This is a genomic window from Arthrobacter sp. MA-N2 (assembly GCF_000517125.1).
In the GTDB taxonomy this organism is placed as follows: Bacteria; Actinomycetota; Actinomycetes; order Actinomycetales; family Micrococcaceae; genus Arthrobacter; species Arthrobacter methylotrophus.
Window position 1 is genome coordinate 448,935 of the sequence record NZ_KI912155.1, and the last position, 25,344, is coordinate 474,278.

Here is a 25,344-nt window from a genome sequence, read left to right on the forward strand (position 1 = left end):
TCAAGCCGGAACTTCCTCCGTCTGGGCAGTGATCGGGGCAGCTATGTCTTCCAGCGACCGTCCTGCGGCCTCAACTCCGAACACGATCTCGACGATCCCGGCGGCGACCATCAGCACCGCGCCGATGACATAGCCGAAGGCCACGGCTTGGATCCCTTGTTCCACGAACCGGCCGAACAGGATGGGGCCGGTAATGCCACCGAGTCCAGTGCCCACCGCGTAGAAGAACGCGATGGCCATGGCCCTGGTTTCCATCGGGAAAATTTCGCTCACTGTCAGGTAGGCGGAACTGGCGCCGGCGGAAGCGAAGAAGAAGATCACCATCCAGCACGCGGTGAGCCAAAAAGCGTCCAGCGCCCCGCCGGCGAAAATGAACGCCGTGCCGGCAAGCAGGACGCCTGACGCGATGTAGGTGCCGGAGATCATGGTGCGGCGCCCGACACTATCGAAGAACCGGCCCAGGATGAGCGGGCCAAGGAAATTTCCGACGGCGATCGGAACCAGCGTCCAGGGAGCGACGTCGCTGGGCACGTTCAACAGTTTTGTCAGCACGAGCGCGTAGGTGAAGAACACCGCGTTATAGAGGAACGCCTGGCCAATGAAGAGCGAGAGCCCCAGTACCACCCGCTTCGGGTAGCGCTGAACCGCGGTTCTGATGATGACGCCGAAGCCGATCGACTTGCGCTGGCGGACCTTGAGCGTCTCGTGGACCGCGGACAGCTTCTCCCCCGTGGCATCCTCCACCTCGTCCTCGATCTTGCGGACCAGTTCATCGGCCTCTTTGTCCCGGCCGTGGATGAACATCCAGCGTGGAGATTCCGGCACGTTTCGCCGGACGAGCAAGATCAACAGGCCAAGAAACGCGCCCAAGCCGAACGCGAGGCGCCAGCCGATTCCGGGCGCGAAGAAGCTCGGGTTCAGCAGTACCACCGAGAGCGAGGCACCAAAGGCGGTCCCGAGCCAGAAGGACCCGTTGATGGCCAAATCCACCACACCGCGGCGTGCGGCCGGAATGAGCTCATCGATGGCGGAATTGATAGCCGCATACTCCCCGCCAATGCCGGCACCAGTGAAGAATCGGCAAATGAAGAACCACATCGGGTTCAGGGAGAACGCCGTTGCCACGGTGGCCACCAGATACAGCCCAAGGGTGAGCAGGAAGAGCTTCTTACGCCCGAACCTGTCGGTGAGATGGCCAAAGGCGAGAGAGCCGACACAGGCCCCTGATACATAGATTGCGGCCGCAAGGCCAATGTCCGAGGCGGACATGCCGAGGCCGCCATTCGGCTGGGTGAGGCTGTCGCCGATCGCTCCAACGATCGTGACCTCCAAGCCATCCAAGATCCAAACCGTCCCCAGGCCGATGACGATCATCCAATGCCATCTGGACCAAGGAAGGCGATCCATACGGCCGGGGATGTTGGTTTCGATGATGTCGCTTGGTGCATCCTTCACTGCTGACATAACCCCTCCTCGTTGAGCCGTAGATCATCAGTATGCTTCCTATTTATGGTTGAGGGAAAGTATTCCGCCGCGGTTCGCTCTGGCACTGAGGCCCGGGTGCTGCCAAGATGGGCACCATGGACCCTGTGGACATGGTGACGCCCGCCCTAACCGAAGCTATGGTGCTGGTTGTCATGGGCGTTTCCGGCTCCGGCAAGTCCACAGTTGGCGCCCTGCTTGCGGGACGACTTGGCTGGGCTTTCGAAGAAGGCGATGCTTTGCATCCCCAAACGAACATCGACAAAATGGCCGCGGGACACCCCCTCACGGATGAGGACAGATATCCCTGGCTGGAGAAGGTCGCCGAGTGGGTCGATCAGAGGCTTGATCATGGGGAGAACGGCGTCGTTACGTGTTCGGCGCTCAAACAGTCTTACCGAAACATCATTAATCGTCGGGGTTCGCGTGTCTTTTTCGTTTTTCTGTCCGGGACACCCGAGACCATTAGCGCACGGTTGGCCGAACGCCACGGCCATTTCATGCCCGCGAGCATGCTGGGGAGCCAGTTCGCGGACCTTGAAGAGCTGTCCCCCGGCGAGCCTGGAATCCGGATCGACGTCGGTCCCGCTCCAGGGGTGATTGCCCAGGAAATCATGGACAAGTTCGGCCTGCGGCCGAGCGGAACAGGACGACAACCATGAACGGAATCTCCATCCTCAACAGGCCCTTCGCCGGGGTGGCCACCGACGCCACCACAGATGCCATGAATCAACCTTGGAACGGACATGACTCCCAAGTACTGATCGTGGCGGCCATCGGTATCGCGATTGTCGTCCTCCTGATCGTCTGGGCGAAGATGCACGCTTTCCTGTCCCTCAGTATCGGCGCCCTCTTCGTCGGCGTTGCCTCCGGTATCGCCTTGGACAAGGTGACCACCTCCTACGAAAATGGCGTCGGTGGCGTGCTGGGCTATGTCGGCGTGCTCATCGCGCTGGGAGCCATGTTGGGCAAGCTGTTGGCCGATTCCGGCGGCGCGGACAAGATCGTGGACACCCTTCTCCATGGCCGGCCCGCAACGCTGCCTTGGAAGATGGCGCTGATCGCCGGCATTATCGGCATCCCCATGTTCTTCGAGATCGGGCTCGTGCTGCTCATCCCTGTCGTGATGCTCGCCGTGCACCGTTCCAAGGGCCCGGCGATGCGTCTTGGCATCCCGGCCCTCGCCGGCCTGTCCGTACTCCACGGATTCATCCCGCCGCACCCGGGCCCGCTGGCGGCGATCGGCATCCTGCACGCTAATGTCGGCGTGACCCTTGCCTTTGGCCTGCTGATTGCCGTTCCAACCGTCATCATCGCCGGTCCGTTGTTTGGCCGTCTCGCCGCCCGGATGGTACCCATCGGCGCTGCTGGGGCCGGTCTGGCCGTCACCGTCGGATCCGGCGGGAGCGCCCCGACGTCCGGACCGGGAGGCCCCGGTGCAAAAGCGGCCAGTTCGCGCGGTGATGTGCCCGTAGGCAAAGCACAGGATCCGCAAGCCACAGGCACCCCCTCCTTCGCCTGGACCCTGGTGACCCTGCTGTCCCCGTTGGTGCTCATGCTGATCAAAGCCGGGGCAGACATTTGGATGGATAAGACCGCTGTGCTGCGTCCCTTGCTGGACTTCATCGGCGATCCGGTCTTCGCGTTGCTCGTTGCGGTATTGCTGGCGATGGTCACGTTCGGCACGCGGGTTGGCTTCTCGGCGTCGACCCTGACAAAAAAGATTGGCGAGAGCCTCCTGCCGATTGTCGGGGTCATGCTCATCGTCGGCGCCGGCGGTGGGTTCAAGCAGGTCCTCGTCGACGGCGGTACAGGAACCGCAATTGCCAAGATCGCGGTGGCAGCCAGCCTGTCCGCCCTGGTGCTGGGGTGGATTATCGCAGTGCTGATCCGTCTCGCTACCGGCTCTGCGACCGTAGCAACGGTAACTGCGGCGGGCATCATTGCGCCTCTGGCAACCGGTCTGGCGCCCGCTCAACTGGCCCTCGTTGTGCTTGCCATCGGTGCCGGATCGCTGTTCTTCTCCCACGTCAACGACGCAGGCTTCTGGCTGGTCAAGGAATACTTCGGCCTGACGGTGGGCCAAACCATCAAGACCTGGTCGGTTATGGAGACGATCATCTCGGTGGTGGGATTCGGATTCACCCTGCTGCTGTCCGTTTTCGTCTGATCGAACTTCCCGCAACGCCCCTGTTGCACCCAGGCAAGAGAAAGCCCTCCGCCCAGCGTTTCCGCAGCTCGGAGGGTCTTCTCTGTGCCGACAAAGAACTCCCCATCTGTACCGACAAATAACTCCCCAGGAACTAATAGTCCCCACGAGTCGCATGATGACGCCGATTTAGAAACTTTTTCTCCGGAACCAGATCTGGAGCTACAACCAAGCCAAGCAGCTATGGACACTCCCCCAGCAATGACATCCGTCGCTTGATGGAAAGCATCTCAGAGCACTGCGAGCCGGATGCCGGGCGCGGTGAGAAGATGCGGTGAGCCAAGAACATCGGCCAACTCGGTGTCGCTCATCAGACCCGATTCGCGGACAACGTCCACCACACTTGCGCCCGTGGCCATGGCTTGTTGGGCCACTTCAGTTGAGGTCTTATAACCCAGATACGGCACCAACGCGGTGACCAGGCCAATGGAGCGCTCCACCGTGGCCAGCAGTGCAACGGGGTCTGCCGTGATGCCGTCCACACAGCGCTCGCCGAGCACAGTGCAGGCGGACCGTAGCTCGCCCAGTGAGGAGAAGAGAGCACGGGCCATGATGGGTTCGAAGGCGTTGAGCTGCAGCTGACCGGACTCGGCCGCCATGGTGATGGTGACATCATTGCCGACCACGGAGTAGGCCACCTGATTCACCACCTCAGGGATCACCGGGTTGACCTTGCCCGGCATGATCGAGGATCCGGCCTGCACGGCAGGCAGCTGGATCTCGCACAGCCCGGCGCGCGGGCCGGAAGAGAGCAGCCGCAGATCATTGGCCACCTTGGACAGCTTCACGGCGATGCGTTTGAGCACGCTGTGCAACTGGACCAGGCCGCCCACGTCCTGCGTCGCCTCAATCAGGTCGCCGGCAGGGACAACCCGAACACCGCTTATCTCAGCCAGCTTCCGGCAGGCCAACCGGGAGTAGTCGATATGGGAGTTCAGTCCCGTACCGATGGCCGTGCCGCCCAGGTTGACCTCGCGGGTCAGGTCCATCGCCTCACGCAAGCGCTGTTCGTCCTCGGCCATCATGACCGCGAATGTTCGAAATTCCTGACCCAGGGTCATCGGCACAGCGTCCTGGAGCTGGGTGCGCCCCATTTTCAAGTGGTCTTTGAATTCCTCGGCTTTCGCCGCGAAGGATCGGCGCAGACCTGCCATTGCAGTCAGCAGGTCCTCGGCCGCATGGTGCAGGCCCACGCGCAGCGCGGTCGGGTAGACGTCGTTGGTACTTTGGCCCAGGTTCACATGATCCAGCGGATGCAGCACACTGTACTGGCCGCGCTCCGCGCCCATCAGTTCCAGGGCCCGGTTGGCGATCACCTCGTTGGCGTTCATGTTGGTGGAAGTGCCGGCGCCGCCTTGAACGACGTCGACAATGAAATGGTCGTGCAGCCCTCCGGCACGGATCTCGCGGCACGCGGCCACAATAGCGCGGGAGCGCGGACCGTCCAGCAGCCCTAGCTCATGGTTGGTGATCGCAGCTGCTTCCTTAACCGCAGCCAGGCCCACCACAAAGTGCGTGTAGAGGCCAATGGAGACACCGGAAATGGGAAAGTTAAGGCTGGCCCGAACGGTGTGGACACCATAGTAGGCATCCGCCGGCACATCCAGCCAACCGATCAAATCTTGTTCTCGCCGAACATCAGCTGACATTTGCGCTCTCCATTTCAGCCCGGGATGCCGGACAATCCGCAGGGAACTGATCGGCCCCGCGACTGATGAGCCGTTCGCGCAGTCCGGTGTTTTGTGCGAGATCAATGCACGTGTGGGCCATGGCCTTGGCGGCATCGATGATGGCACGGTCGGCGGCAGGCGTGATGGCGGCGGCGGCAAATTCCTTCTGGTGGTTGACGGCCGGCAGGGATCCAATGCCGATGTAGGGGTGGATGGCCGGCAGCACCTGCGATACGTTGCCCATGTCCGTGGACGCGCGGTTCATCCGCATGTCCGGACCGGAGCTGGTGAATTCGCGGCCCAGGGCTATAGCGTTGGCAACGTAAAGGTCCAGCATGGCCTCATCCGTGGCGAACTCGGCATAGGGTTTGCTTTCGGCCTCAATCTCCAGCTCGCAGCCGGTGGACAAGGCCCCCGCCTCGAAGCAGCGACGCACCTTGCTCTCCAGGACGGCTAGTTCGGCCAGCGAGCCGGCCCGGACGTACCAGCGGCCCTCGGTCACTTCCGGGATGGCATTGGGCGCCTCACCTCCGCGAGTGACGACGCCGTGGACGCGGAACCCGGAGTCGAGCTGCTGGCGCAGAAGTCCAATGGCCACTTGGGCGACGGTGAAGGCATCTGCCGCGTTGACCCCGCGTTCGGGATAGGCGGCGGCATGGCTCGCCCGGCCCCGATAAAGGATTTTGCTGTGCGAAACTGCATACGGTTCAGCCCGGGCCACGTCGAGCGGACCCGGGTGAACCATCATGGCCGCGTGCACGCCGTCGAACGCGCCGCCGTCCAGTAGTTCGATCTTCCCGCCGCCGCCCTCTTCCGCCGGTGTGCCGAAGACCGTGAGCGTGATGCCCAGTGCGTCCACCACGGGCGCCAGCGCCGCGGCTGCGCCGACGGCCGCCGCGGCAATAATGTTGTGCCCGCAGGCATGTCCCAGCCCAGGCAGCGCATCGTATTCAGCGCAAATCCCCAAGTGCAGCGTGCCGCTGCCCATGGTGGCGGCAAACGCCGTCGGGAGTCCGCACAGGTTCTTCCGGACGCTGAAGCCCACCCCGGCGAGTTCTGCGGCCACCCAGGCGGAGGCGTTGACCTCGGCCCAAGCGACTTCCGGATTGGCGTGGATGCGGTGCGAGAGGGCCAGTAACCGGCCCTCCAAAGCATCGATCCGGGCGCCGACTACGTCCTTCAACTTGTTCACAGGTCTCCCGGGACACCGTAGCGAGGTGCGCTGCCTGGACGGACCGCCCGGGTCACGTAGTCCAGCTTTTGCGGTTCCCACAGGTGCCAGATCTCGGCAAGACGGGCAATCGGATCTTCCTCGTCCCAATCCACCCGCAGATCCGTGGCGGCCCAGGCCACCTGGTCAACCACGACAAGGCCCGCCGAATGCTGCGGCCCCTCTTCTCCGCCCGCGTCGCGGCCGGCGGCCAGACCGGCAAGGAGCCGGTCTTCAAAGAGGCCGTTGGCTGCGGAGTAACCGGCCATGATGGCGTCAACCACCTCCGGGGAGGACAGCAGGTTTCCGGCCGCAACGGCCCCTTCGCTTTGCACCGTGCGGTGTGTGCCCAAGGTGCCGGATCCGCTGAAGGCGGCAGTGCCGCCCTGGGCATCGACCACGCTGAGCTGGCGGTAGTTGATATCCGGCGTTTCGGCCACCAGCTTGGCCATCGCCTCGTCCGCCGTCGTGCCGGTTTCGAGCAGATCAAGCAGCCGGGCGCCGAGCCGCGGATCGGTGATGTTCTGCGAGGCGGCGCCGCCCACGCCGTGGCGCAGATGCACGCAGCGCGCTGCCACGGCGGGCGAGGATGAGGTGACCACCATGCCGAAAGCACCAGTCTGCGGGTCGCGGGCTACAAGGGAAAACGTCATGGGAAATCCTTCTATTTGGCGTAAGCGGCAGAATTGCCGAGGGCGGTTGTGGCGACCTTCACAATGTCCCGGTCAGGATTTTGTCGGAGAGTCCTGCGGAGGCCTTGACCAGGCCCAGCGGCCCGTCGAAATCGAAATTTCGGTACACGGCGCCCAATTGGGCGAAGGGCGGGGACTGCGCAAACAGCTGAAAGGTCAGGCGGTGCCCGGCATAGTCGCTATTGAGCAGGTCGCGGGCAAAGGCCAGCAGCTTGCGGCGGTCCTCCGAGACCCAGTTGTCGTTGATGGAGTAGAACTTCTCCAGCCACGGGGAGACATCGGGGTCGCTGAAGGTCGCCGCGTCCGGGGTGATGCAGATCTGGCCGCCGCACAGTTCTCGGGCAATGTGCATCATGGCCGGAAGCTGGGACAGCGCGGTCACCCGTCCTGCGTAGAGCAGCGACTGGTTGGGCATCAGCAGGCCACCGGGACTGGTCTCGGCATTGGCGACGGCGGCCGTGAGGTGGGCATTGATGCCTTCGCGGTAGCACGCTAGTTGGGCCAGCTTCTCCTGGACGGCCTGCTGCTTTTCCAGCCCTGTCTGCTTCACGTTCCACAGCGCCGCGCCGATCATGAGGTCGGCAAGGTGCAGGGTGCGCTGGACAAAAGGAAAGGCGCTGTAACGGTGGAGCGTGGAGCGGATGAATGCAGCGGCCTTGGTGTGCTGGTAGAAGAGCACATCCTCCCAGGGGATCTCGACGTCGTCGAACACCACCAGCGACTCGACCTCATCCACTCGGTTCGAGAGGGGGTAGTCGTCCGACGGTCCCTTGCCGGCAAAGCCGTTCCGGGAAATGAACTTCAGCCCGGGCGTGCCCATGTCCATGACAAATCCGACGGCGTAGTCGGAGAGTTCGCTATTTCCCCAGTTGGCGATCGTCGGCTTGGTGAAGGCCTGGTTGGAGTATGCGGCAGCCGTCTCATACTTGGCACCGCGGACCACTATGCCGTTGTCGGTCTCGCGGACCACATGCAACAGCATGTCCGGGTCTTGGTCCTGCGGGGCCTTGGAGCGGTCACCCTTTGGGTCCGTGTTGGCGGAAACGTGGAAGGGGTCGGCGGTGATGGATTTCGCAATGTGCCGGCGTATGTTCTCGGAGAACCGCGGGTCTACCTCATTGAGGACGTCCTGGCCGTCGAAGAGTGACCACATTTCGCCGATTGTCTCGTCGCCGACACGGGTGACGACGCCGCCGGCCTCGCGCTGGACCAGATCCACGGCGGCCCGTTTGTCGGCCCAATCCTCTTGAGTCTTCGGCAGCCGGTTGGCGATTGCGTTCAGTTCGCCGGTGGTCTCATCGGCGTACGTCATCACCTCTTGCGTGGCTTCTTCGTGGGCCAGGTCGTAGATTCGGGCGCGGACATCGACGATCGGTTTGAACATGGGGTGTGTGGTGACGTCGTCGACCTTTTCCCCGTTGATCCAGACCTGGCGGCCGTCGCGGATGGACTCGCGGTATTCATTTCCGGTGCGGATCATTTGGCGTTCTCCTTGGTGTTCTTGCGGTACGTGGGGCCCGATCCGGGATACTCGTCGAAGACCGACGGCGGGACGGGAATGGGTTTGGCATAGGTCTGGGCGCTGTAGATCAGCGGATCCCCTCCGTGTGATTCGACGCTGGTGACGAGGCCGATATAGATCCGGTGGGTGCCGGCCTCCACTACCTCGTGGATACGGCAATCAAAACTGGCGACGGCGTCGCGGATTCGCGGGGAGCCGGAGGGAGCCTGCTCCCATTCGCCGCAGCTGAAGTCCCATGGCTCCTTACCCGGCCAGGGGCGTCCTGCGAACGTGTCGGCCACGTGATCGTGCTGGCTCCCCAGCACGTTGACGGTGAAGCTCCCGTGGGTGTTGATGGCTTCGTTGATGGGGCTCCGGCTGTTGATGCAGACCAGCACCAGACGGGGGTCCGCCGAGACGGAACACATGGCGCTCACCGTTTGGGCAAAACGGCCCGCTTCTCCGTCGGTCGCCACCACCGTGACCCCGGTGGCCACGACTGCCATCGCGGTAATGAAGGGGTCCCTTGGGCGGGCTTCCGGTGGTGCGGCCGGGGAGGTGCGTTCGGCTGAAACAGTCATCGTTGGCTCCTTTGTCCGATTGCGGATGTTGTCTGCAATCAGTATTCGGAGCAGGTTAGATATGTGTCCAACATAACTTTCAGACCGCAGCCTTCGATTTTTTCGATACCTGGTGACGAGCAAGAAGCTGCGGAGTTGGTGACGTACCCGGCTCAGGCCGGCTAGGTCCGGATGCCCACAGAGGTCCTGCATTGGTCGATGAAGGCAACGGCCCGCCGGGTGAGTCGGACGCCATGGAGGTGCATCGCACCCACATTCAGTCCAGGAAGTGCACCGGTCAGCGGCCTGGTCACGAAACCGAGTCCCTCGTAGCTCATGTTGATGTTGGTTCGCTGGCTCAGGATGGAGTAACCCAGGCCGCGGGCCACCAAGGCCCTGACCATTTCGAAGCTGGTGGTGCGGTAGCGGATGTTGGGGGTGAGATTCTCCTCGGTGAAGAAGGACAGGAAGTAGTCGCCGCCAGGCGGCAGATCGAACAGAATCAACGGCAGCGGCGCCAATTCCTTGAGCGAGAGCGCTTCGCGGCTGGCCAGTTCATGGCGCTCGGGCAGGATGACGTAGGGCGGCGTGGAGACCACCACATTGATCGCCAGGTCCTTGGACGGCCCGCCCTTGCCGAAGTCGTAGTCGTAGTCGTACAGGATCGCCAGATCCAGCGAACCATTGCGGAGCTGCTCCTCCATCTGGGTATGCGATCCCTCGATGAAGCTCAGGTCCACGCCGGGATGGTTCTTGGTGAAGTCGGCGATGATGCGCGGCAGCAGGATGGGCGCCAGCGTGCTGTAGCAGCCCACCACCAACTTTCCGGAGAGCGATTCGCTGGATTCCCGCGCGGAGTTGCGCAGGTCCTCCATCCCGGATACCAGCCTGCGGGCATCCGTCAGGACCTGTTGGCCCACGTTGGTCAGGGACAGTCCGCGCGGATGGCGGATGAAGATCTGCACACCGAGGGCCTCTTCCAGATCCGCCAGGGCCGTCGAAACCGCCGACTGGGAAAGATAGACGCGTGCCGCGGCAGCCGTGACGCTCCCCGTGTCCGCGGCGGCGATGAGGTACTCCAGTTGGCGCAAGCTGACGTTTGACATCGATTTAACCGAAACCCTTCTTCGAATACATCTGTTTTACACGGTGTGTGATCCACTGCATAGTCGTTCTCAGCGCCATCGCAGTCGCATAACCCAAGGAGGAGTCCATGATCGATCCCGATCTTCAGCTTTTGTTTGACACCCTCGCTATCGATTCCACGTGGGGACGGGAGCGGGAGCTAGCCGAGTTCATGGCCGAGCAGATGCGCTCCTGGGGGGTGGACGACGTCGAACTCGTTGAATCCATGCCCGGCAGGCCCAGTGTTGGCGGGCGGATTCGCGGCTCAGGCGGCGGAAAGTCACTGATCCTCAACGGGCACCTGGACATCTACGAGACATCACCTGACTGGACCAGAGATCCGTTCGGCCCCGAGCTCGAAAACGGCCGGGTCTACGGAGCCGGAATTGCGGACATGAAGGCGGCGACGACGGCGGCCCTCGCCGTCATTCGGCGAATCGCCACGTCCGGCGAGCGCCCGCGTGGCGACGTCATATTCCAGGGTGTCTCGTGTCATTTTGAGGGCGGCGTGGGCACCCGCTCGCTGCTGGAAGCCGGTTTCACTGCCGATGCGGCCATCTGCGGCGAACCAACCGACAACACGATCGGCACCGTGCACCGCGGTGCCGCCTACCTGAAAATCACCACCTTCGGTAAGCAGGCGCACACTTCCGCCAAGGAGATGGGCCTGAACGCCATCGAAACCATGGAACCCATCCTGGCGGCGATGCGGGAGCTGGAAGGTCTCATGCCCTATACCCCGCATCCGGATCTCCCGGGAGGCCCCAACCTGAACATCGGCACAATCCGCGGTGGCACCAAGCACAACCAGGTGCCCGACCGCTGCGAAATGACCTGCGACATCCGGCTGCTTCCGTCACAGGACCCCTACGACGTCAAACTACAGGTCGAGCAAATGATCAGTGGCCTGAAGGCTGCCGATCCGCGCATCGAGGCCACTGTCGACTTCAGCGATCACTGGCTCAGCGGCCCGCGCCTGCCTTATGAAATCGACCGTTCCTCAGATATCTCTACCACCGTGGCCGACGCAGTCGCCGCCACGGGCTCGGACCCCGTCTACCAAGGCATTCAGTTCTGGACGGATATGGTGCCCCTGAAGCAGTTCGGCATCCCCGCCGTCAACATCGGCCCCGGCACCCCGCCGTACAGCTGGGCCGACGAATGGGTCGAACTGGCCAAGTACCGGCAAGTCATCGACATCTATGCCAACGCCGTCACCCTCTGGTGCAAGTAAGCGCTCCAACAGCGAAAGGAACTTTGCTCCCATGAAAACCCCCAATCGATACGCAAGCCTCACCGGCGCGGCCGTTGCCGCCACCCTCGCTCTCTCCGGTTGCGGCGGCGCCGCCCCGGCAGCCGACGGAACCAAGGCCCCCTCGGTGGCCACCAAGACCTCCGGCATCTTGAATGTCGGCATCGACCTCACCTACCCGCCCTACGACATGCTCACCGATGGCAAACCTGCCGGTTTCGATGTGGAGGTCATGAACGCCATCTCGGCCGACTTGGGGCTCAAACCCCAGTACTCCGACACGCGGTTTGCCCAGATCGTCGCCGGCATCAAGGCCGATCGCTATGACGTTATTGCCTCCACCCTGTACGTCTCCTCGGCCCGAAGCAAAGAAGTGGACTTCGTGCCGTACTTCCAGACCGGCAACTCGATAGTGGTCCCGAAGGACGCCGCCGCCCTGACCGACGCCCAGTCGCTCTGCGGCAAGAAAGTATCCGTCGTCACCGCCACCGTGATCGCAAAAATCATGCCGACAACGGAAAGCGACAAATGCAAGGCTGCTGGCAAGGAAGCCATCACTGTCCAGGAATTCCCCACCGATCCGGAGGCCACCCAGGCCCTGCTGTCCGGGCAGGTGGACGCCCAGATGACGGACGCTGCAGTTGCCAAGACGGTCATCGAAAAGTCCAACTCCCGCCTGAAGATCAGCTCCGGTGCCCTCATCTATCCGGTCGCCGTCGGCCTGGCCGTGCGCAAGGGCAACACTGCGCTGCAGGATGCCCTGACCAAGAGCGTGGAGAACCTGAAGACTTCCGGCTCCTTTGCCAAGATCTTGAAAGAGTACAACTTGGAGCCTGTTGACCCGGCGGTACTGGCCGAATCCCTGAAGCAGGGTTAGCCATGACTTTCGACTGGGCTTACACCTTCTCCCTTTTTGGCGATCCAGAACTCTGGAAGGCTGCCGGCGTCGTCGTCGTACTGAGCGTGCTCGCCTGGTTCATTGCGAACATCGCGGGCATCCTCCTGGCGTTGATGAAGGAATCGCGGTCGAAACTGCTCTCCAGGGTCGCTGGTGTCTACGTCTGGCTGTTCCGCTCGCTCCCCCTGCTGGTGCTGCTGGTTTTCGCCTACAACGTGCCGCAGGTCTTCCCGGCCACCCAGGTGGTGCTGGGCTCTTCCTTCAACGCGGCCCTCATTGCGCTCGTCCTCAGTGAGGCCGCCTACATGGCAGAGATTCATCGCGGGGGGCTGCTCGCCGTCTCCATCGACCAGCGCGAAGCTGCCCGCGCGCTGGGCTTGCCGTACGGGCATGTCCAGCGCCACGTGGTGATTCCGCAGGCCTTCCGGATCGCGCTCCCCGCGCTGGGTAACGAGTTTGTCTCCATCCTCAAGCTGACTTCGCTGGCCAGCGTGATCTCTCTGCAGGAGATCCTGCTGGTGGGACAGCGCCTGTACACGCAGAACTTCCTGGTGCTGGAAACCCTGCTCGCCGTCGCCGTCTTCTACATCCTTCTGGTGACGGTCTTCGATCAGCTCCGGGCCCTTTTGGAGCGCAAGCTGGACGTCAACCGGCGCCGGCCGGCGCTCCAGACAGAGCCGGACTGCATCGAGGACCGGCGGGTGGTCCGGGGCCGCGAGCGCCGGCTGCACAACGGGGAGAGGCTGGTCCACGCCCAAGGCGTGACAAAGTCCTTCCACGGCAACCAAGTGCTCAAAGGCGTCGACGTCGATGTCCACGCCGGCGAGGTCGTGGTGGTGATCGGCCCATCCGGTTCCGGCAAGACCACGCTGGTGCGCACGCTGAACCACTTGGAACCGGCCGACGGCGGACTGATCGAGGTCAACGGCCAGCTGCTAGGCAGCAAGCACGGCCCGCAGGGGCGAATTTTGGCCCTGTCCGATAAGGACATCTCGCTCCAGCGGCGCAACGTGGGTATGGTGTTCCAGCGTTTCAATCTCTTCCCCCACAAGACAGTCTTGGAAAACGTGACCCTCGCCCCTGTCCAGTTGCGGCAGATGTCCGGCGCCGAGGCCGAGGCCTTCGGCATGGAACTGCTGGGGAAGGTGGGCATGTCCGCCCATGCCAAGAAGTACCCGCACCAGCTTTCCGGCGGCCAACAGCAGCGCGTGGCCATCGCCCGCGCTTTGGCCATGAAGCCGTCCGTGATGCTCTTCGACGAGCCCACCTCGGCATTGGACCCGGAGCTGGTCCAAGAGGTGCTCTCCGTCATCGCCGATCTGGCGCATGAGGGCATCACCATGGTAATCGTCACCCACGAAATGAAGCTGGCCCGCGACGTTGCGGACTGGGTTGTATTCATGGAAGACGGTGTCGTGGGCCAGCAGGGGCCACCGGAATCTGTGTTTGGAGCCAACGCCGACCCGCGTATTAAGCGCTTCGTGCAGACCGTCTCCGATTCCCCGCTGACCGCTGAAACGCCTGCGGTGGCCGCGCTTCAACCATAGTTCGCCAACCACCGGCGCCCCGCGGCGGGCGCCGGTGCGGGAGACGCCGTCGAACGCCCGCCAGACAGCCCGGTGGATTCGAATCCCTGACCTCTTCTCAAAGGGATGCAGGCCCTGGCCTTCACGGTAGTGCCGACGGCGGGTTCCGCGGCTGGGCCCGGTCAGACGCCCAAGTGACCGGTAAGGCGACGGTGGAAGCCGGTGCTGCGCTCATCGAGACCTTCGATCGTCACCGTTGCGCCGTGGGCGCCATATTTCGTTTCGATGGAGTCGAGGGCGGCAACTGTTGATGCGTCCCAGATTTGAGCCTGCTTGAGATCGATGGTCACGGAGGCCGGGTCGTTGGCGTAAGAGAACTGCTCGACGAGATCATTGCTGCTCCCGAAGAACAGCGGCCCCACCACCTCATAACGGACACTCGCACCATCGCTTGCCACGGTCCGGTCCACGGTGATGACGTGGGCCACTCGGCGTGCGAAGAGCACCATCGCGAGGATGACACCGACGAGGACGCCGTAGGCGAGGTTCCCGGTGATGACGACGACGGCGACAGTGGCTGCCATGACGATCGTCTCCGGAACCGGCATCCTTTTCAGGGTGGACGGTTTTACGCTGTGCCAGTCGACGGTGGTGACAGCGACGACCATCATGACCGCGGCGAGTGCGACCATCGGGATCTGTCCCATAATCGAGCTGAGCCCGGTCACCAGGGCCAGAAGGAACAACCCGGCGACGAAGGTTGAAATGCGGGTGCGGGCACGGCCGGTCTTCACGTTAAGGACGGTTTGGCCGATCATTGCGCAGCCGGCGATGCCGCCGTAGAACCCGGCAAGGATGTTCGAGACGCCTAGAGCCCACGATTCACGGCCCTTGTGTGAGGGGGTTTCGGTGATGTCGTCGACGAGTTTCGCGGTCAGGAGGGTTTCCATGAGACCGACGAACGCCACGCTCAGCGCAGTCGGCAAAATCAGCTGCAAGGTCACTAAATCCAGCGGAACGAGCAACGGGGTGATCCCTGGCATCTTCCCGGTGAGGGAGCCCTCGCCGGCGACGTTCGGAACGACGAGCCGGGCGACGATGACGATCGCTGTGACGACGACTATCGCAAGCAGCGGTGACGGGACGGCCTTGGTGAAACGCGGAAGGATGAAGATGATGGCGAACGTCAGAGCGAACAGGACGTACGCCAGCCAGGGAACGTTCAGGACATGAGGCACCTGCGCCGTGAAAATGAGCACACCCAGGGCGTTGACGAACCCGATCATCACAGAGCGGGGGATGAATCGCATGAGCCGTGCAAGACCGGTAAGACCAAAGACGATTTGGATGACACCGGCAAGGATCACGGTCGGCAGGACATACTGGACACCGTGGTCATGGACGAGCGGGGCAATAACGAGGGCAACGGACCCGGCCGCGGCAGTTATCATCCCTGGCCGTCCGCCGAGAATCGACATCGTCAAGGCCAGGACGATGGATGCGACGAGGCTGACCATTGGATCGACCCCCGCGACGATGGAGAAGGAAATGACTTCCGGGACCAGGGCAAGGGTAGTGACCATGCCGGCGAGGATCTCGCGGGAAAGCTGCCGCCGAGAGCGCAGGACGCTCAGGACGGTGATCGGTTGCCGGATCAGGCGAGGGCGTACGGCGGTGGCCAAGGAGCGACTCCAGGGGCTTGGCTCTCGCGCGAGAGCTGGTGAGCGACTCTTCTGCGCGCCACAATGCGCACAAGTCCAGCCCTGTCATTGAAGACAATCGGGGTGGAGAGAGTATGGGCCGGAGACTTTCGGCCGTGCGTGCAACACTACCGTAACAGGCGGATTCCGCCTTGGTCCCGTCTGTGAATTCAGGCCTTAGAACGTCCTCGCAGTCTCCCCAAGTTCCGTCAGGTGCTCGGGGACAGCGCCTCCCGCAGCTGTTGCAGCGCAACACGAACTACGGTCTCGGATCGGTGGATCTCCCTCACGTTCATCCCGGTGAACTCTTTCACCGCACGGCGCATGCTTTGCACGTTGGTGAATCCGCAGGATGCCGCAATTTCTGAATACGTGATCCTTTGGGCGTCGGCATGAAGAAGGAGTTCCAGCGCTCTGCGAGTTCTCAAGGCGCGTATACGCTCACCCAAGTGGAGCTCTTCATTCTCGAAGAAGTAGAACAGAGAGCGACGGGAGAGATTGAACCTTTCAGCGATCATTGCGACGTCCAGATCGGGGTTGTCATAGCTGGCATCAAGGTATTGCTTTACCGCTCGGCTGAGGGCCGGTTTCCGGGCCTCTATGTCGACCGCCGTTTCAAGCAGGGAGCCCACCAGGGTCGCCATCACGGATCGGAAGATGTCGCCGGTTCCCGACACCTCCCGGTTGATGCCCGGTCTCTTCCAACTCAACAGCGCAGGAATCACGAAAGTGCCGACAATTGGATGCTTTGCAAGGTCAGGAAGGAGGAGCAGGGAGCGTAGTGCGGCCTCGTTCAAATCCATGCTGCTGCGGTCGACGTTGATCTGCAAGGCGTGAAAGCCCTCCGGCGCATCGAAACTTCCGCCCAGCGAGGTATCGATGAACCTGACGGAGCCCGGCAATACCGGCTCAGGCAAGCCATTGACAGCGAGGGTCAGGGTCGGCGCTTTCCTGAAGTAGGCCAGACGCAGATCCCTGGTATCGGGATTAGGCGCCCACGAGCCCACTGCGGGGGCGTTGTACATTTCTATGAGGCTGAAGCCTGGCCCGGCAAGACTGATCGCTGAAGGATTGAAAGGCAGGGGCGCAGCATCTTTGGACTTCTCCAACCGCATCGGAGTTTCGACAGCGCTGCTGTACCACGTTCGCCAATGTTCGAACCTTTGTGCTGGACTGAGCCCCTCCGGCACTGCATATCGTCGCAGCTGACCGCTGTTCTCAGTAGCAGATTGAGGCATGCCATCCTCCTTTTTGGCCAGCCTGACCTTCCGGACCGTCCCTTGGAATGGCCGCGACGTCTTGGGGCAGCGGTCGCGGTGGCACACAAGCTCGGCCAGAAAAGACCTTAGCTGTTAGGCCTATTTTAGCTGCGTGCATCTCTATTTAGCACGTTGATGGTCTCAGTTCCGGCATCCCCACATGACCGGTTTTGCCGCCGCCCTGGCTTGGCCAAGGAAATGCGCGGTGCAATTAACTGGCCACGGAGTCACGGAGTGAAGGCTGGGAGGCCGGGACGACGCGTTCCACCTTCTGCCGATCGGTATTTTGGCGTCCGCCGGGATGCAGCGTGGCTGCGAGATCGCTGACTCGCTGAGGCGCGAGGGCATATTCGATGGCCAAGATGCTGGCCCCAACGACTCCAGCTTCCGGGCCGGTTTCGGATTGCGTGATGTTCAAGTGCTGGGTCGCCAAGGGCGTGGAGCGTGAATAGACCATTTCGCGGATGCCGGCGATCAGATGTTCTCCGGATTGTGCAAGCGATCCACCGACGACAATCAGGGAAGGGTTGACGAGGCTCACACACATGTTGAGCATTTCTCCGATGTCCCGGCCAGCCTGCCGAACGGCTTGAATGGCAGCCAAATCACCGGAACGGACGAGCGAGACGACGTCGTTTGCGGTGGTTGCTTCGAGTCCGTTTTCGCGGAGATGGGCGGCGACGGCCGGAGCGCCTGCGATGGCTTCCAGACAGGCAATCTTGCCGCAGCGGCATTGGATGCCTGCCGCATTGGAAACGGCAATATGGCCGACGTCTCCTGCGACACCCGCCGCGCCTCGCTGCAGTGTCCCTCCACTAATAACCCCGGAGCCGATACCGGTAGCGACTTTAAGAAAGATCATGTTGTCCTCGTTGGGCCAGCGTGCCGCCCGCTCGCCGAGGGCCATGATGTTGACATCGTTGTCGACCAGCACGGGAACGGCGAAGGTCTGCTGAACGTAAGCGGGGACATCGAATCCGTCCCATCCCGGCATGATCGGAGGGCTGGTCGGTTTTCCGGTGGAGTGTTCAACGGGACCGGGAAGTCCGATGCCAACAGCGATGATATCCGTTGCCGGACGCTTCACCGCTTTCAAATGACCCTGCAGCGTCATCGCGAGCCAATCCAGAACAGCCTCCGGTCCGCAGGAAATCTCAAGTCGTTCAGTGGTTTCCAGGAGAATCCTTCCCGACAGGTCCGTGAGCGCCACGGTCGCGTGTGTGGCGCCGACGTCGGCGGCAACGACCAGCCTTGCACCGGGGTTGAAGGCCAGTCGGGCCGAAGGCCGGCCCCCCGTGGAAGCCGCATCCGACACCGGTACAACCAGCCCGAGTTCCAAGAGCGACTCAAGGCGAGAGCTGATGGCAGCTCGCCCCAAGCCCGTTATCCCAGCCAAGTCAGCCCTGGTTCGCGGGCGTCCGTCCCGCAGGATACGCAAAAGTTCGCCGGCACCGCCGTTATCCATCTCTCTCCGTTTCGTGGGCTCACACAAGAGGTGAGGGGTGAGCTGACGTCTGGACACATCGTGTGACATTTCCCCTGAGCGGGGTCCTCAGCTCCACCCAGTGTCGGGTGCCTGTACCTTCCCGTCCACTCGTCAACGCCAAGAACATCAAAGAGTGCAACTTCTGTGCGCATTCCACCGCCAACAGCGTCAAAAGGTGCAGACTTTTGCTGACTAACGACCAAAGCCGCTTGGTGCGTGTCACTGTTTCGGCATGGAAAACGACAGAACCACGACAGCCCCCTCCCGGTTACGGGCCGGGTTCGTCGGCGCCGGGTTCATGGCTGAGGTGCATAGCAGAGCCGCCCGTGCCGCAGGGGCGGAAATCGCGGGCATCGCGTCCTCGAGCCGTGCCAGCGCTGCCCGCGCCAAAGACCGCCTGGGCGTCGAGCAGGCTTACGCCTCCGTCCAGGACCTCGTCCAGGACGACAGGATCGACGTCGTCCACGTCTGCACCCCGAACGCCACCCACGTCGCACTGGCCGAGGCAGCGCTGAAAGCAGGCAAGCACGTTGTCTGCGAGAAGCCTCTAGCGACCACCGCACAGGATGCCACCCATCTTGTGGAGCTGGCCGCTGCGGCCGGGACGGTCGCGACCGTTCCGTTCGTCTACCGGTTCCACCCAATGGTCCGGGAAGCCCGGGACCGTATTGCGTCCGGCCAGACGGGACGGATCTCGACGATCCAGGGCTCCTATCTTCAGGACTGGCTGCTGTCCCGGGATGACGACAACTGGCGGGTGGATGCCGGGTTGGGGGGTCCGTCGCGTGCTTTTGCCGACATCGGGTCCCATCTGTGCGACCTGATCGAATTCGTGACCAATGACCGGATCACCAGGGTCGGCGCAGTGAGCCGCACGCTGTTTTCCGGCCGGGCAAACCATAGCGACGTCCAGACCGAGGACCTCGTTGCCGCTGTATTCGCAACTGATACCGGCGCCGTCGGAAACCTCCTGGTGAGCCAAGTCGCGCCCGGTCGCAAGAACCGGCTGATGATCGAAATCTCCGGCTCTGAAAACACGGTCCAGTTCGACCAGGAAGCACCGGAGACTCTGTGGCTGGGCAAACGGGCCGGTTCCGAGCTGCTTGTCCGCGACCGCGACGCGCTGTCGGCTGACGCGGCGAGGCTATCAGTTCTCCCTGCGGGGCACCCGCAGGGCTATCAGGACGCATTCAACGCCTTCGTGGCCGACACCTACACCGCCATCGGTGGGCAAGCCCCTGAGGGCCTGCCCACATTCCGCGACGGACTCAGGGCAGCCGTCCTTACCGAAAGCATCATCGAATCCAGCAACAGCGGCCAGTGGGTCGACGTCCCAGCCGTGAAACAACTGCAAGGAGTCCATCAATGAAAATCATCCAGGTAGGCCTCGGCGCATGGGGTGCCCGAGGCATAAGGAAAGGCAGTGAGATGATTCGATCTCTCGAACGCATCAAGCGGTCCCGCGTCGTAGCGGGCCTGGGGGCCGCGCTCACCGTGACCCTGTTGGCGACCGCATGCACGGGCGGGTCATCAGCACCTAACACCGCAGCGGCCAAACCGACAGAGCTGCGGATGCTCTACACCACTGATGAAGCCAACAGCGCCGCCGTCGCGTCGCTGGTGCCGCAGTTCAAGGAAAAGTTCGGCATCGATCTGAAGATCGACAACCAGCCGTACGACGCGTTGCAGCAGAAGGTCTTCTCGGAGTTCGCTTCCAGCAGCAGCTACTACGACATTGTCGTCGTCGACACTCCGTGGGCGCCGGCCCTGGTGCAGAACCTCGAACCCCTGAGCCAGTACATCCAGAACGACGCCCTGAACCCTGGCACCCCCCAATCCAACGTGGGCGATTTCATCCCCAAGGTGTTCTACGACACAGCCGTCTACAACGCTGATTCACCGATCAAACGCTACCCGGATCCCACTGCGAAGCCGGACGTGTCCGCGATAAAGAACGCAGGATTCGACGTCTACGGGATGCCGATCCAGTCGAACGTGGCCGTCATGGCCTACCGGAGCGACCTGTTCAACGACCCGACCCAAAAGGCGAACTTCAAAGCCAAGTACGGTAAGGACCTCACGGTCCCGAAGACCTGGGATGACTATGCCCAGGTGGCAGGGTTCTTTACCCAGCCGGACAAGAAGCTTTACGGCACGACGGTCATGGCCGGCGTCGGCGACTGGGCCACGGACGACTTCAAGACCCTGCTGGCATCATACGGCGGAGACGGAACACTCGCGGACGAGAGCGGCAAGCCTGCGTTCAACACCCCCGAAGGAGTCGAGGCGCTGGATTACTACGCCAAGCTGGCGCAAAGCGGACATGTCCCCCCGGGCAGCACGTCAGCGGATTGGGGCACGACAGCCGAATCGTTCGGCAGCGGGCTGACCGCCATGACGATCAACTACCACGACCTTAAGCTCGCTGACAACGTCAAGGGCGGCACCATCGGCTACGCCCCCGTCCCCACCGGCAAGGCTGCCGGCCCCCACTTCGGTACCTGGATGCTGAGCTTGAACAAGAATTCCAAGAACAAGGAATGGGCCTACCAGGCGATCAGCTGGCTAACTGCCGCCGAGCAGCAAACGACGATGACCGCCAAGTCCCTGCACCCCAGCCGGGCCTCCGTCTTTGCCGGTATCAAGAGCGATAACCCCCTCGCACCCTTCTACGACACCCTCGGAAAATCCCTCGCAGAAGGCGTCGGCCGCGCACGGTTGACCAACTACACCGAAGTCAGCCACGAGGTGGCCGTCGCAGTGAACAACGCAGCAACCGGCGCTTCCTCGCCATCGGATGCCCTCAAGTCCGCGTCAGACAAGGTTTCGGCCCTCCTTAAATCGGCCGGCTACTAACCCATCAGACCGTTCAAGGTCGCCCAAGGAGTATCGATTATGAAAGCAACCGCCGCACCATTGGATGCGACCTTGACGGTTGACGCTTCCCGCCGCGCGGCCGGCCGTACCACGATCGGTGCGCGCGGCAGGAAGCCGCTGACCTGGAAAAAGCGTTCGACCCCGTGGGTGTACATGGCCCCGGCCATGGTTGTCCTGCTGCTGATGACGGTGGCACCCGCCATGTTTATCTTCTACTCAGCCTTCCGCAACGACAAGATCCTCGGGGGTGTGGGCAAATTCGTTGGACTGGATAACTTCATCGAGGCGGTCACCAACGCCTCGGTCCAGCACGCATTCCTGATCACGTTCGGCTTCGTCGCGGTCGCGGTGATTCTGGAGATGATCCTGGGCTTCGCCCTGGCACTCCCGCTGGCCGCCCAGACCCGCGCCAATAAAGTCGGGGCCGCCCTCATGCTGCTTCCGTTCGCCGTCACCCCGGCGGTCGCGGCAATGGTCTTCAAGCAGCTGCTGAACCCAAACTACGGTTGGGTAGGCTACTACCTCGGCGTCTTCGGATTCCCCAAAGGCATCGACCTGCTCGGTGATCCGACATCAGCATGGATCGTCCTGGTCATTCTCGACATGTGGCAATGGACCCCGTTCATCGCCCTGATCCTGATGGCCGGCCTTCAGTCCCTGCCGGGCGAGCCCCGGGAAGCAGCCATGGTAGACGGAGCGACCCCATGGCAGATGTTCCGGCACATCACCTTTCCGGCCATGGTGCCGTTCATCGCGATCGCAGCCGTACTGCGGACCATCCAGGCCTTCAAAACCTTCGATTCGTTCAAGATCCTTACCGGCGGCGGTCCCGGTGAGTCCACCGAAATCATCAACCTCGGCATATTCCGCGTCGGCCTTCAAAGCTTCAACGTCGGTCTCGCCTGCGCCCTGGGCGTGGTCTTCCTGATCATCCTCTCGCTCCTTATCCCCTTCATGCTGCGCATCATCGGTCGCCGAGCAGACCCTGAGGAAATGTAATGACAACGACATCATCAACCAGCCGCGGCGGTGCCGTGGCACGCGTCATCATCGGACGTACCTTCCTATGGGCATGGCTCCTGATCGGCCTCGTGCCGCTGCTGTTCATGCTCATCACCTCCATCAAGCCGGCCGGGATCGCCAACCAAATCCCCCCGGCCTGGATCTTCCAGCCCACCCTGGACAACTACGCCTCCGTGCTGTCAGCCGGCGGCGGGAAATCCGAAAGCTTCGGTCAGCTGCTCACCAACAGTGCGATCGTCAGTCTCGGCGCCACCGCCCTGGCCATCCTCGTGGGGGTCCCTGCCGCCTACGCCCTGACCATGAGGGATTTCCGGGCCCGCAAGGGACTCTCATCCTGGATCCTGTCGACCTACATGTTCCCTCCCATCGTCGCCGTCATCCCTATCTTTGTCTTCGCCGGCAAGCTCGGGCTCATGGACACCTATCCGGCCCTGATAATCCCGTACGCTGCCTTCAACCTGCCCATCGTGGTCTGGATCCTGCGCAGCTCGATCCTGCAGTTGCCCTACGAGATCCAGGAAGCAGCCATGGTTGACGGGGCCTCGACCTGGGAGGTCCTCCGCCGGATCATCTGGCCCCTGCTCGTGCCCTCCGTCGCCACGGCTGCCGTACTGACCATCGTCCTGTCCTGGAACGAATTCCTGTTCGCGCTGTCTCTGACCCGCAGCGGAGCCAAGACTGCTCCAGTGGGTCTGCAGCAGTTCACCGGCATGTACGGCACGGACTGGGGCAACATCACCGCCGCCGCGACCCTGATCGTCGCGCCCATCCTGGTGCTCATGGTCGTGTTGCGCCGCCAGATGGTCGCAGGCCTGACCTTCGGTGCGGTCAAGTAAATGAGTATTGGAGAAGAAAAAATGAAAGCAGTCATTCTCCCCGGTGACAAAAGAGTCACCGTCGTGGAACGCGAGCTCCCGAAGCCGGGACCGCATGAGGTGCTGGTGCGGACCCGTGCCTCCGCGATTTGCCGCAGCGACATGAGCATCTACTACGGCACCCCGATTGTCGGCGGCGAAGGCGCAGGCCAGGGTTCGGTGATCCCCGGGCACGAGGCAGCAGGCGAAGTCGTCAAGGTCGGAAACGCCGTGACCCATGTCAAGGAAGGCGACCGCGTTGCCGGCTACCTCGCTCTGGGTTGCGGATTCTGCGAGTACTGCCTCAGCGGTTACATGATGCTGTGCAACCAGTGGAAATGCTTTGGTTTCGACGTCCACGGCGGTGACGCCGACTACTTCGTCCTTCCCGAACGCAACTGTCTCCAGCTCCCCGACGAACTCAGCTTCCGCGCCGGGGCGGTGATGACCGACATGGTCGGCAGCCAGTACCACGTGCAGAAGCAGCTCGGCGTGGCCGGCGGTAAAACCGTAGCTGTCTTCGGCATGGGACCGATGGGATCCGCCGCGGTACTCATCGGCAAGGCCCTTGGCGCCCGTGTCATCGCCGTCGACGTCATCGACCACCGTCTCGAACAGGCCAGCTCCCTTGGCGCGGACGCCGTCATCAACAGCACGACAGCCGACGCCGTCCGGCAGATCCGGGACCTAACCCAGGGCCGCGGAGCCGACGTCTGCATCGATTGTTCCGGCAACCCCGCCGGGCAGAACTCGGCCCTTGACGCCGCCGCCAAGCTCGGCGCCGTCGCTTTCGTCGGTGAGTCGCGCGCCACGCAGATCAACCCCAGCGACCAGATGCTCAGAAAGCTGCTCACCGTCGTCGGTGGCTGGTACTTCCCCATCAGCGAATGGGAAGAAATCGTCCGCCTGGTCATCGACCAGAAAATCCCGGTCGAAAAACTCATCAGCCACGACTTTTCCATCGACCAGGCCGAGGAAGCCTTCCGCGCCTTCGATCAACGCGAAACCGAAAAAGCCGTCTTCGTCTGGTAACCCCGGTCAGACCCCCAAGGAGAGAACCCATGTTCAGATATGCCGCCGAGCTCGTCCCCTACCACGACCACGGCTTCGAAGACTCGATCCGCGACCTTGCCGACATTGGCTTCAAGGAAGTCAACCTCTGGTCCTCCGCCGCTCCGTTGGCACACCACGTCAATCCGGGAGATGACCCCGGAAAAATCCTCGGAGTGCTGGACAAATACGGGGTCAAGCCCTGCGGCCTCACCGTGTATGGAAAGACCCAGGACGAGATCCTTGAACGCGTCGATTTCGCCGCGGACCTCGGAATCGACACCCTCGTCTTCGACTGCGAAGCCAACTACCCCGACTTCGTCTCCACCTTCCTGCCACCCATCGTCGAAGCGGGAGCGCGCCGCGGAGTCCGGATCGCGGTCGAAAACCATCTCACCGTCCCTTTCGCCGCCGACTTCGAATCCGGCGCCAACGAAGACCAGCGATGGGACGAAGGCGTTGACACGCTCGCGCAGATGAAACGGCTCATCCGAGACATTGACGACCCCTACCTCGGCGTCTGCATCGCTCCCCCGCACCTGTGGGTGATGCAGGACACCATCAGCGAAGCGATCACGTTCCTCGCCGAACGCAAGAGGCTCTTCTACTACTACATCTGGGACATCGACCGCGCCTACCGCCACGGCACCGACGGGCTGAACTTCGGTCACGCCGACCAGCAACTTCCCCGCCCCGACGGGACACTTGACCACTCCGTGATGCTGGGAACACTGCGCCGCGTCGGGTACGAAGGCGTGGCCAGCCTCAAATGCCACGGAACGCAGGGATGGAGCTTCGAAAAAATCGGTGAACACCTTCGCGCGTCCGACGCCTACGTCAGGGACTGCATGAAAAAATCCCAAGCCCTCTGACAATCCCGGACTCACCCCACGGTCCGGGGTCTGCAGCGGCGCCGGTATTTTCCTGGCCGTACCCGATCTGCAGTCCCCGGACATCAAGAACGGAATTC

21 protein-coding genes are annotated in these 25,344 nt (G+C 62.5%); 11 read left to right on the plus strand and 10 right to left on the minus strand.

All coding sequences use genetic code 11. The features are described 5' to 3' along the window. A complete protein-coding gene (locus A3M3_RS0102420; RefSeq protein WP_028265002.1) occupies nucleotides 1-1,464 on the minus strand; it encodes an MFS transporter in 1,464 nt (487 codons plus the stop codon). A gap of 116 nt (nucleotides 1,465-1,580) precedes the next feature. Between A3M3_RS0102420 and A3M3_RS23535 the strand changes: the two genes are divergently transcribed. Beyond that, complete coding sequence (locus A3M3_RS23535) at nucleotides 1,581-2,144, plus strand: gluconokinase (protein ID WP_231497163.1); 564 nt, start codon at nucleotides 1,581-1,583, stop codon at nucleotides 2,142-2,144. Next, nucleotides 2,141-3,652, plus strand: coding sequence for a GntT/GntP/DsdX family permease (locus tag A3M3_RS0102430; RefSeq protein WP_442853089.1), 1,512 nt, complete (start codon nucleotides 2,141-2,143; stop codon nucleotides 3,650-3,652). The genes A3M3_RS23535 and A3M3_RS0102430 overlap by 4 nt, the downstream gene beginning before the upstream one ends. Nucleotides 3,653-3,921: 269 nt before the next feature. Here A3M3_RS0102430 and A3M3_RS0102435 read toward each other — a convergent pair whose 3' ends face one another. The 6 genes from A3M3_RS0102435 to A3M3_RS0102460 all read right to left on the minus strand — a co-directional run bounded on the left by A3M3_RS0102435 (nucleotide 3,922) and on the right by A3M3_RS0102460 (nucleotide 10,430). Further along, the gene (locus tag A3M3_RS0102435) at nucleotides 3,922-5,340 is read right to left on the minus strand and encodes an aspartate ammonia-lyase (RefSeq protein WP_028265004.1); all 1,419 of its coding nucleotides are present in this window, start codon (nucleotides 5,338-5,340) and stop codon (nucleotides 3,922-3,924) included. Next, nucleotides 5,330-6,553 (minus strand): amidohydrolase, encoded by a 1,224-nt coding sequence (locus A3M3_RS23540; RefSeq protein ID WP_081736668.1) that lies wholly within the window; start codon nucleotides 6,551-6,553, stop codon nucleotides 5,330-5,332. Before A3M3_RS23540 ends, A3M3_RS0102435 begins: the two co-directional genes overlap by 11 nt. Further along, nucleotides 6,550-7,224: a DUF1028 domain-containing protein gene (locus A3M3_RS0102445; protein WP_028265005.1), complete on the minus strand. Its 675-nt coding sequence runs from the start codon at nucleotides 7,222-7,224 to the stop codon at nucleotides 6,550-6,552. The genes A3M3_RS23540 and A3M3_RS0102445 overlap by 4 nt, the downstream gene beginning before the upstream one ends. A gap of 58 nt (nucleotides 7,225-7,282) precedes the next feature. Further along, the gene (locus A3M3_RS0102450; protein ID WP_028265006.1) at nucleotides 7,283-8,743 is read right to left on the minus strand and encodes a 4-hydroxyphenylacetate 3-hydroxylase family protein; all 1,461 of its coding nucleotides are present in this window, start codon (nucleotides 8,741-8,743) and stop codon (nucleotides 7,283-7,285) included. Beyond that, the gene (locus A3M3_RS0102455; RefSeq protein ID WP_028265007.1) at nucleotides 8,740-9,345 is read right to left on the minus strand and encodes a flavin reductase family protein; all 606 of its coding nucleotides are present in this window, start codon (nucleotides 9,343-9,345) and stop codon (nucleotides 8,740-8,742) included. Before A3M3_RS0102455 ends, A3M3_RS0102450 begins: the two co-directional genes overlap by 4 nt. 161 nt (nucleotides 9,346-9,506) lie before the next feature. Next, nucleotides 9,507-10,430: a LysR family transcriptional regulator gene (locus A3M3_RS0102460; protein ID WP_028265008.1), complete on the minus strand. Its 924-nt coding sequence runs from the start codon at nucleotides 10,428-10,430 to the stop codon at nucleotides 9,507-9,509. Between the two features lie 107 nt (nucleotides 10,431-10,537). Between A3M3_RS0102460 and A3M3_RS26810 the strand changes: the two genes are divergently transcribed. From A3M3_RS26810 to A3M3_RS29215, 3 genes are read left to right on the plus strand one after another with little or no spacing between them, the layout of a single operon-like run. After that, nucleotides 10,538-11,683: a M20 family metallopeptidase gene (locus A3M3_RS26810; protein ID WP_051422891.1), complete on the plus strand. Its 1,146-nt coding sequence runs from the start codon at nucleotides 10,538-10,540 to the stop codon at nucleotides 11,681-11,683. A 31-nt stretch (nucleotides 11,684-11,714) separates the two neighbouring features. Next, nucleotides 11,715-12,578 (plus strand): ABC transporter substrate-binding protein, encoded by an 864-nt coding sequence (locus A3M3_RS23550; protein WP_051422892.1) that lies wholly within the window; start codon nucleotides 11,715-11,717, stop codon nucleotides 12,576-12,578. A gap of 2 nt (nucleotides 12,579-12,580) precedes the next feature. Continuing rightward, entirely contained in the window at nucleotides 12,581-14,146 is a 1,566-nt protein-coding gene (locus A3M3_RS29215) for an amino acid ABC transporter permease/ATP-binding protein (RefSeq protein ID WP_051422893.1), read from the plus strand. A gap of 161 nt (nucleotides 14,147-14,307) precedes the next feature. On the opposite strand, the gene A3M3_RS0102480 is transcribed toward A3M3_RS29215, so the two are convergent. The 3 genes from A3M3_RS0102480 to A3M3_RS0102490 form a co-directional block, all read right to left on the minus strand. Beyond that, complete coding sequence (locus A3M3_RS0102480; protein ID WP_051422894.1) at nucleotides 14,308-15,807, minus strand: SulP family inorganic anion transporter; 1,500 nt, start codon at nucleotides 15,805-15,807, stop codon at nucleotides 14,308-14,310. Nucleotides 15,808-16,034: 227 nt separating this feature from the next. Beyond that, complete coding sequence (locus tag A3M3_RS0102485) at nucleotides 16,035-16,850, minus strand: helix-turn-helix domain-containing protein (RefSeq protein ID WP_231497164.1); 816 nt, start codon at nucleotides 16,848-16,850, stop codon at nucleotides 16,035-16,037. Between the two features lie 445 nt (nucleotides 16,851-17,295). Next, a complete protein-coding gene (locus tag A3M3_RS0102490) occupies nucleotides 17,296-18,549 on the minus strand; it encodes an ROK family transcriptional regulator (protein ID WP_028265011.1) in 1,254 nt (417 codons plus the stop codon). 253 nt (nucleotides 18,550-18,802) lie between these two features. Between A3M3_RS0102490 and A3M3_RS0102495 the strand changes: the two genes are divergently transcribed. The 6 genes from A3M3_RS0102495 to A3M3_RS0102520 are packed head-to-tail and all read left to right on the plus strand — an operon-like array spanning nucleotide 18,803 to nucleotide 25,246. Beyond that, nucleotides 18,803-19,939, plus strand: coding sequence for a Gfo/Idh/MocA family protein (locus tag A3M3_RS0102495; protein WP_028265012.1), 1,137 nt, complete (start codon nucleotides 18,803-18,805; stop codon nucleotides 19,937-19,939). Next, complete coding sequence (locus tag A3M3_RS0102500; protein WP_028265013.1) at nucleotides 19,936-21,426, plus strand: ABC transporter substrate-binding protein; 1,491 nt, start codon at nucleotides 19,936-19,938, stop codon at nucleotides 21,424-21,426. The genes A3M3_RS0102495 and A3M3_RS0102500 overlap by 4 nt, the downstream gene beginning before the upstream one ends. A 39-nt stretch (nucleotides 21,427-21,465) precedes the next feature. Beyond that, entirely contained in the window at nucleotides 21,466-22,446 is a 981-nt protein-coding gene (locus tag A3M3_RS23560) for a carbohydrate ABC transporter permease (protein ID WP_051422895.1), read from the plus strand. Then, nucleotides 22,446-23,306, plus strand: a complete 861-nt coding sequence (locus A3M3_RS0102510; protein WP_051422896.1) for a carbohydrate ABC transporter permease — start codon at nucleotides 22,446-22,448, stop codon at nucleotides 23,304-23,306. Before A3M3_RS23560 ends, A3M3_RS0102510 begins: the two co-directional genes overlap by 1 nt. A gap of 21 nt (nucleotides 23,307-23,327) precedes the next feature. Then, on the plus strand, nucleotides 23,328-24,356 hold the full coding sequence (locus tag A3M3_RS0102515) for a zinc-binding dehydrogenase (protein ID WP_028265015.1): 1,029 nt from the start codon (nucleotides 23,328-23,330) through the stop codon (nucleotides 24,354-24,356). Between the two features lie 29 nt (nucleotides 24,357-24,385). Next, nucleotides 24,386-25,246, plus strand: coding sequence for a sugar phosphate isomerase/epimerase family protein (locus tag A3M3_RS0102520; RefSeq protein ID WP_028265016.1), 861 nt, complete (start codon nucleotides 24,386-24,388; stop codon nucleotides 25,244-25,246). Nucleotides 25,247-25,344 lie beyond the last annotated feature (98 nt).

Bases quoted from the DNA above. Each gene is read 5' to 3' on its own strand.
- A3M3_RS0102420 (WP_028265002.1), bottom strand. From the start codon at position 1,464: ATGTCAGCAGTGAAGGATGCACCAAGCGACATCATCGAAACCAACATC.
- A3M3_RS23535 (WP_231497163.1), top strand. From the start codon at position 1,581: ATGGACCCTGTGGACATGGTGACGCCCGCCCTAACCGAAGCTATGGTG.
- A3M3_RS0102430 (WP_442853089.1), top strand. From the start codon at position 2,141: ATGAACGGAATCTCCATCCTCAACAGGCCCTTCGCCGGGGTGGCCACC.
- A3M3_RS0102435 (WP_028265004.1), bottom strand. From the start codon at position 5,340: ATGTCAGCTGATGTTCGGCGAGAACAAGATTTGATCGGTTGGCTGGAT.
- A3M3_RS0102445 (WP_028265005.1), bottom strand. From the start codon at position 7,224: ATGACGTTTTCCCTTGTAGCCCGCGACCCGCAGACTGGTGCTTTCGGC.
- A3M3_RS0102450 (WP_028265006.1), bottom strand. From the start codon at position 8,743: ATGATCCGCACCGGAAATGAATACCGCGAGTCCATCCGCGACGGCCGC.
- A3M3_RS0102455 (WP_028265007.1), bottom strand. From the start codon at position 9,345: ATGACTGTTTCAGCCGAACGCACCTCCCCGGCCGCACCACCGGAAGCC.
- A3M3_RS0102460 (WP_028265008.1), bottom strand. From the start codon at position 10,430: ATGTCAAACGTCAGCTTGCGCCAACTGGAGTACCTCATCGCCGCCGCG.
- A3M3_RS26810 (WP_051422891.1), top strand. From the start codon at position 10,538: ATGATCGATCCCGATCTTCAGCTTTTGTTTGACACCCTCGCTATCGAT.
- A3M3_RS23550 (WP_051422892.1), top strand. From the start codon at position 11,715: ATGAAAACCCCCAATCGATACGCAAGCCTCACCGGCGCGGCCGTTGCC.
- A3M3_RS29215 (WP_051422893.1), top strand. From the start codon at position 12,581: ATGACTTTCGACTGGGCTTACACCTTCTCCCTTTTTGGCGATCCAGAA.
- A3M3_RS0102485 (WP_231497164.1), bottom strand. From the start codon at position 16,850: ATGTACAACGCCCCCGCAGTGGGCTCGTGGGCGCCTAATCCCGATACC.
- A3M3_RS0102490 (WP_028265011.1), bottom strand. From the start codon at position 18,549: ATGGATAACGGCGGTGCCGGCGAACTTTTGCGTATCCTGCGGGACGGA.
- A3M3_RS0102495 (WP_028265012.1), top strand. From the start codon at position 18,803: ATGGAAAACGACAGAACCACGACAGCCCCCTCCCGGTTACGGGCCGGG.
- A3M3_RS0102500 (WP_028265013.1), top strand. From the start codon at position 19,936: ATGAAAATCATCCAGGTAGGCCTCGGCGCATGGGGTGCCCGAGGCATA.
- A3M3_RS23560 (WP_051422895.1), top strand. From the start codon at position 21,466: ATGAAAGCAACCGCCGCACCATTGGATGCGACCTTGACGGTTGACGCT.
- A3M3_RS0102510 (WP_051422896.1), top strand. From the start codon at position 22,446: ATGACAACGACATCATCAACCAGCCGCGGCGGTGCCGTGGCACGCGTC.
- A3M3_RS0102515 (WP_028265015.1), top strand. From the start codon at position 23,328: ATGAAAGCAGTCATTCTCCCCGGTGACAAAAGAGTCACCGTCGTGGAA.
- A3M3_RS0102520 (WP_028265016.1), top strand. From the start codon at position 24,386: ATGTTCAGATATGCCGCCGAGCTCGTCCCCTACCACGACCACGGCTTC.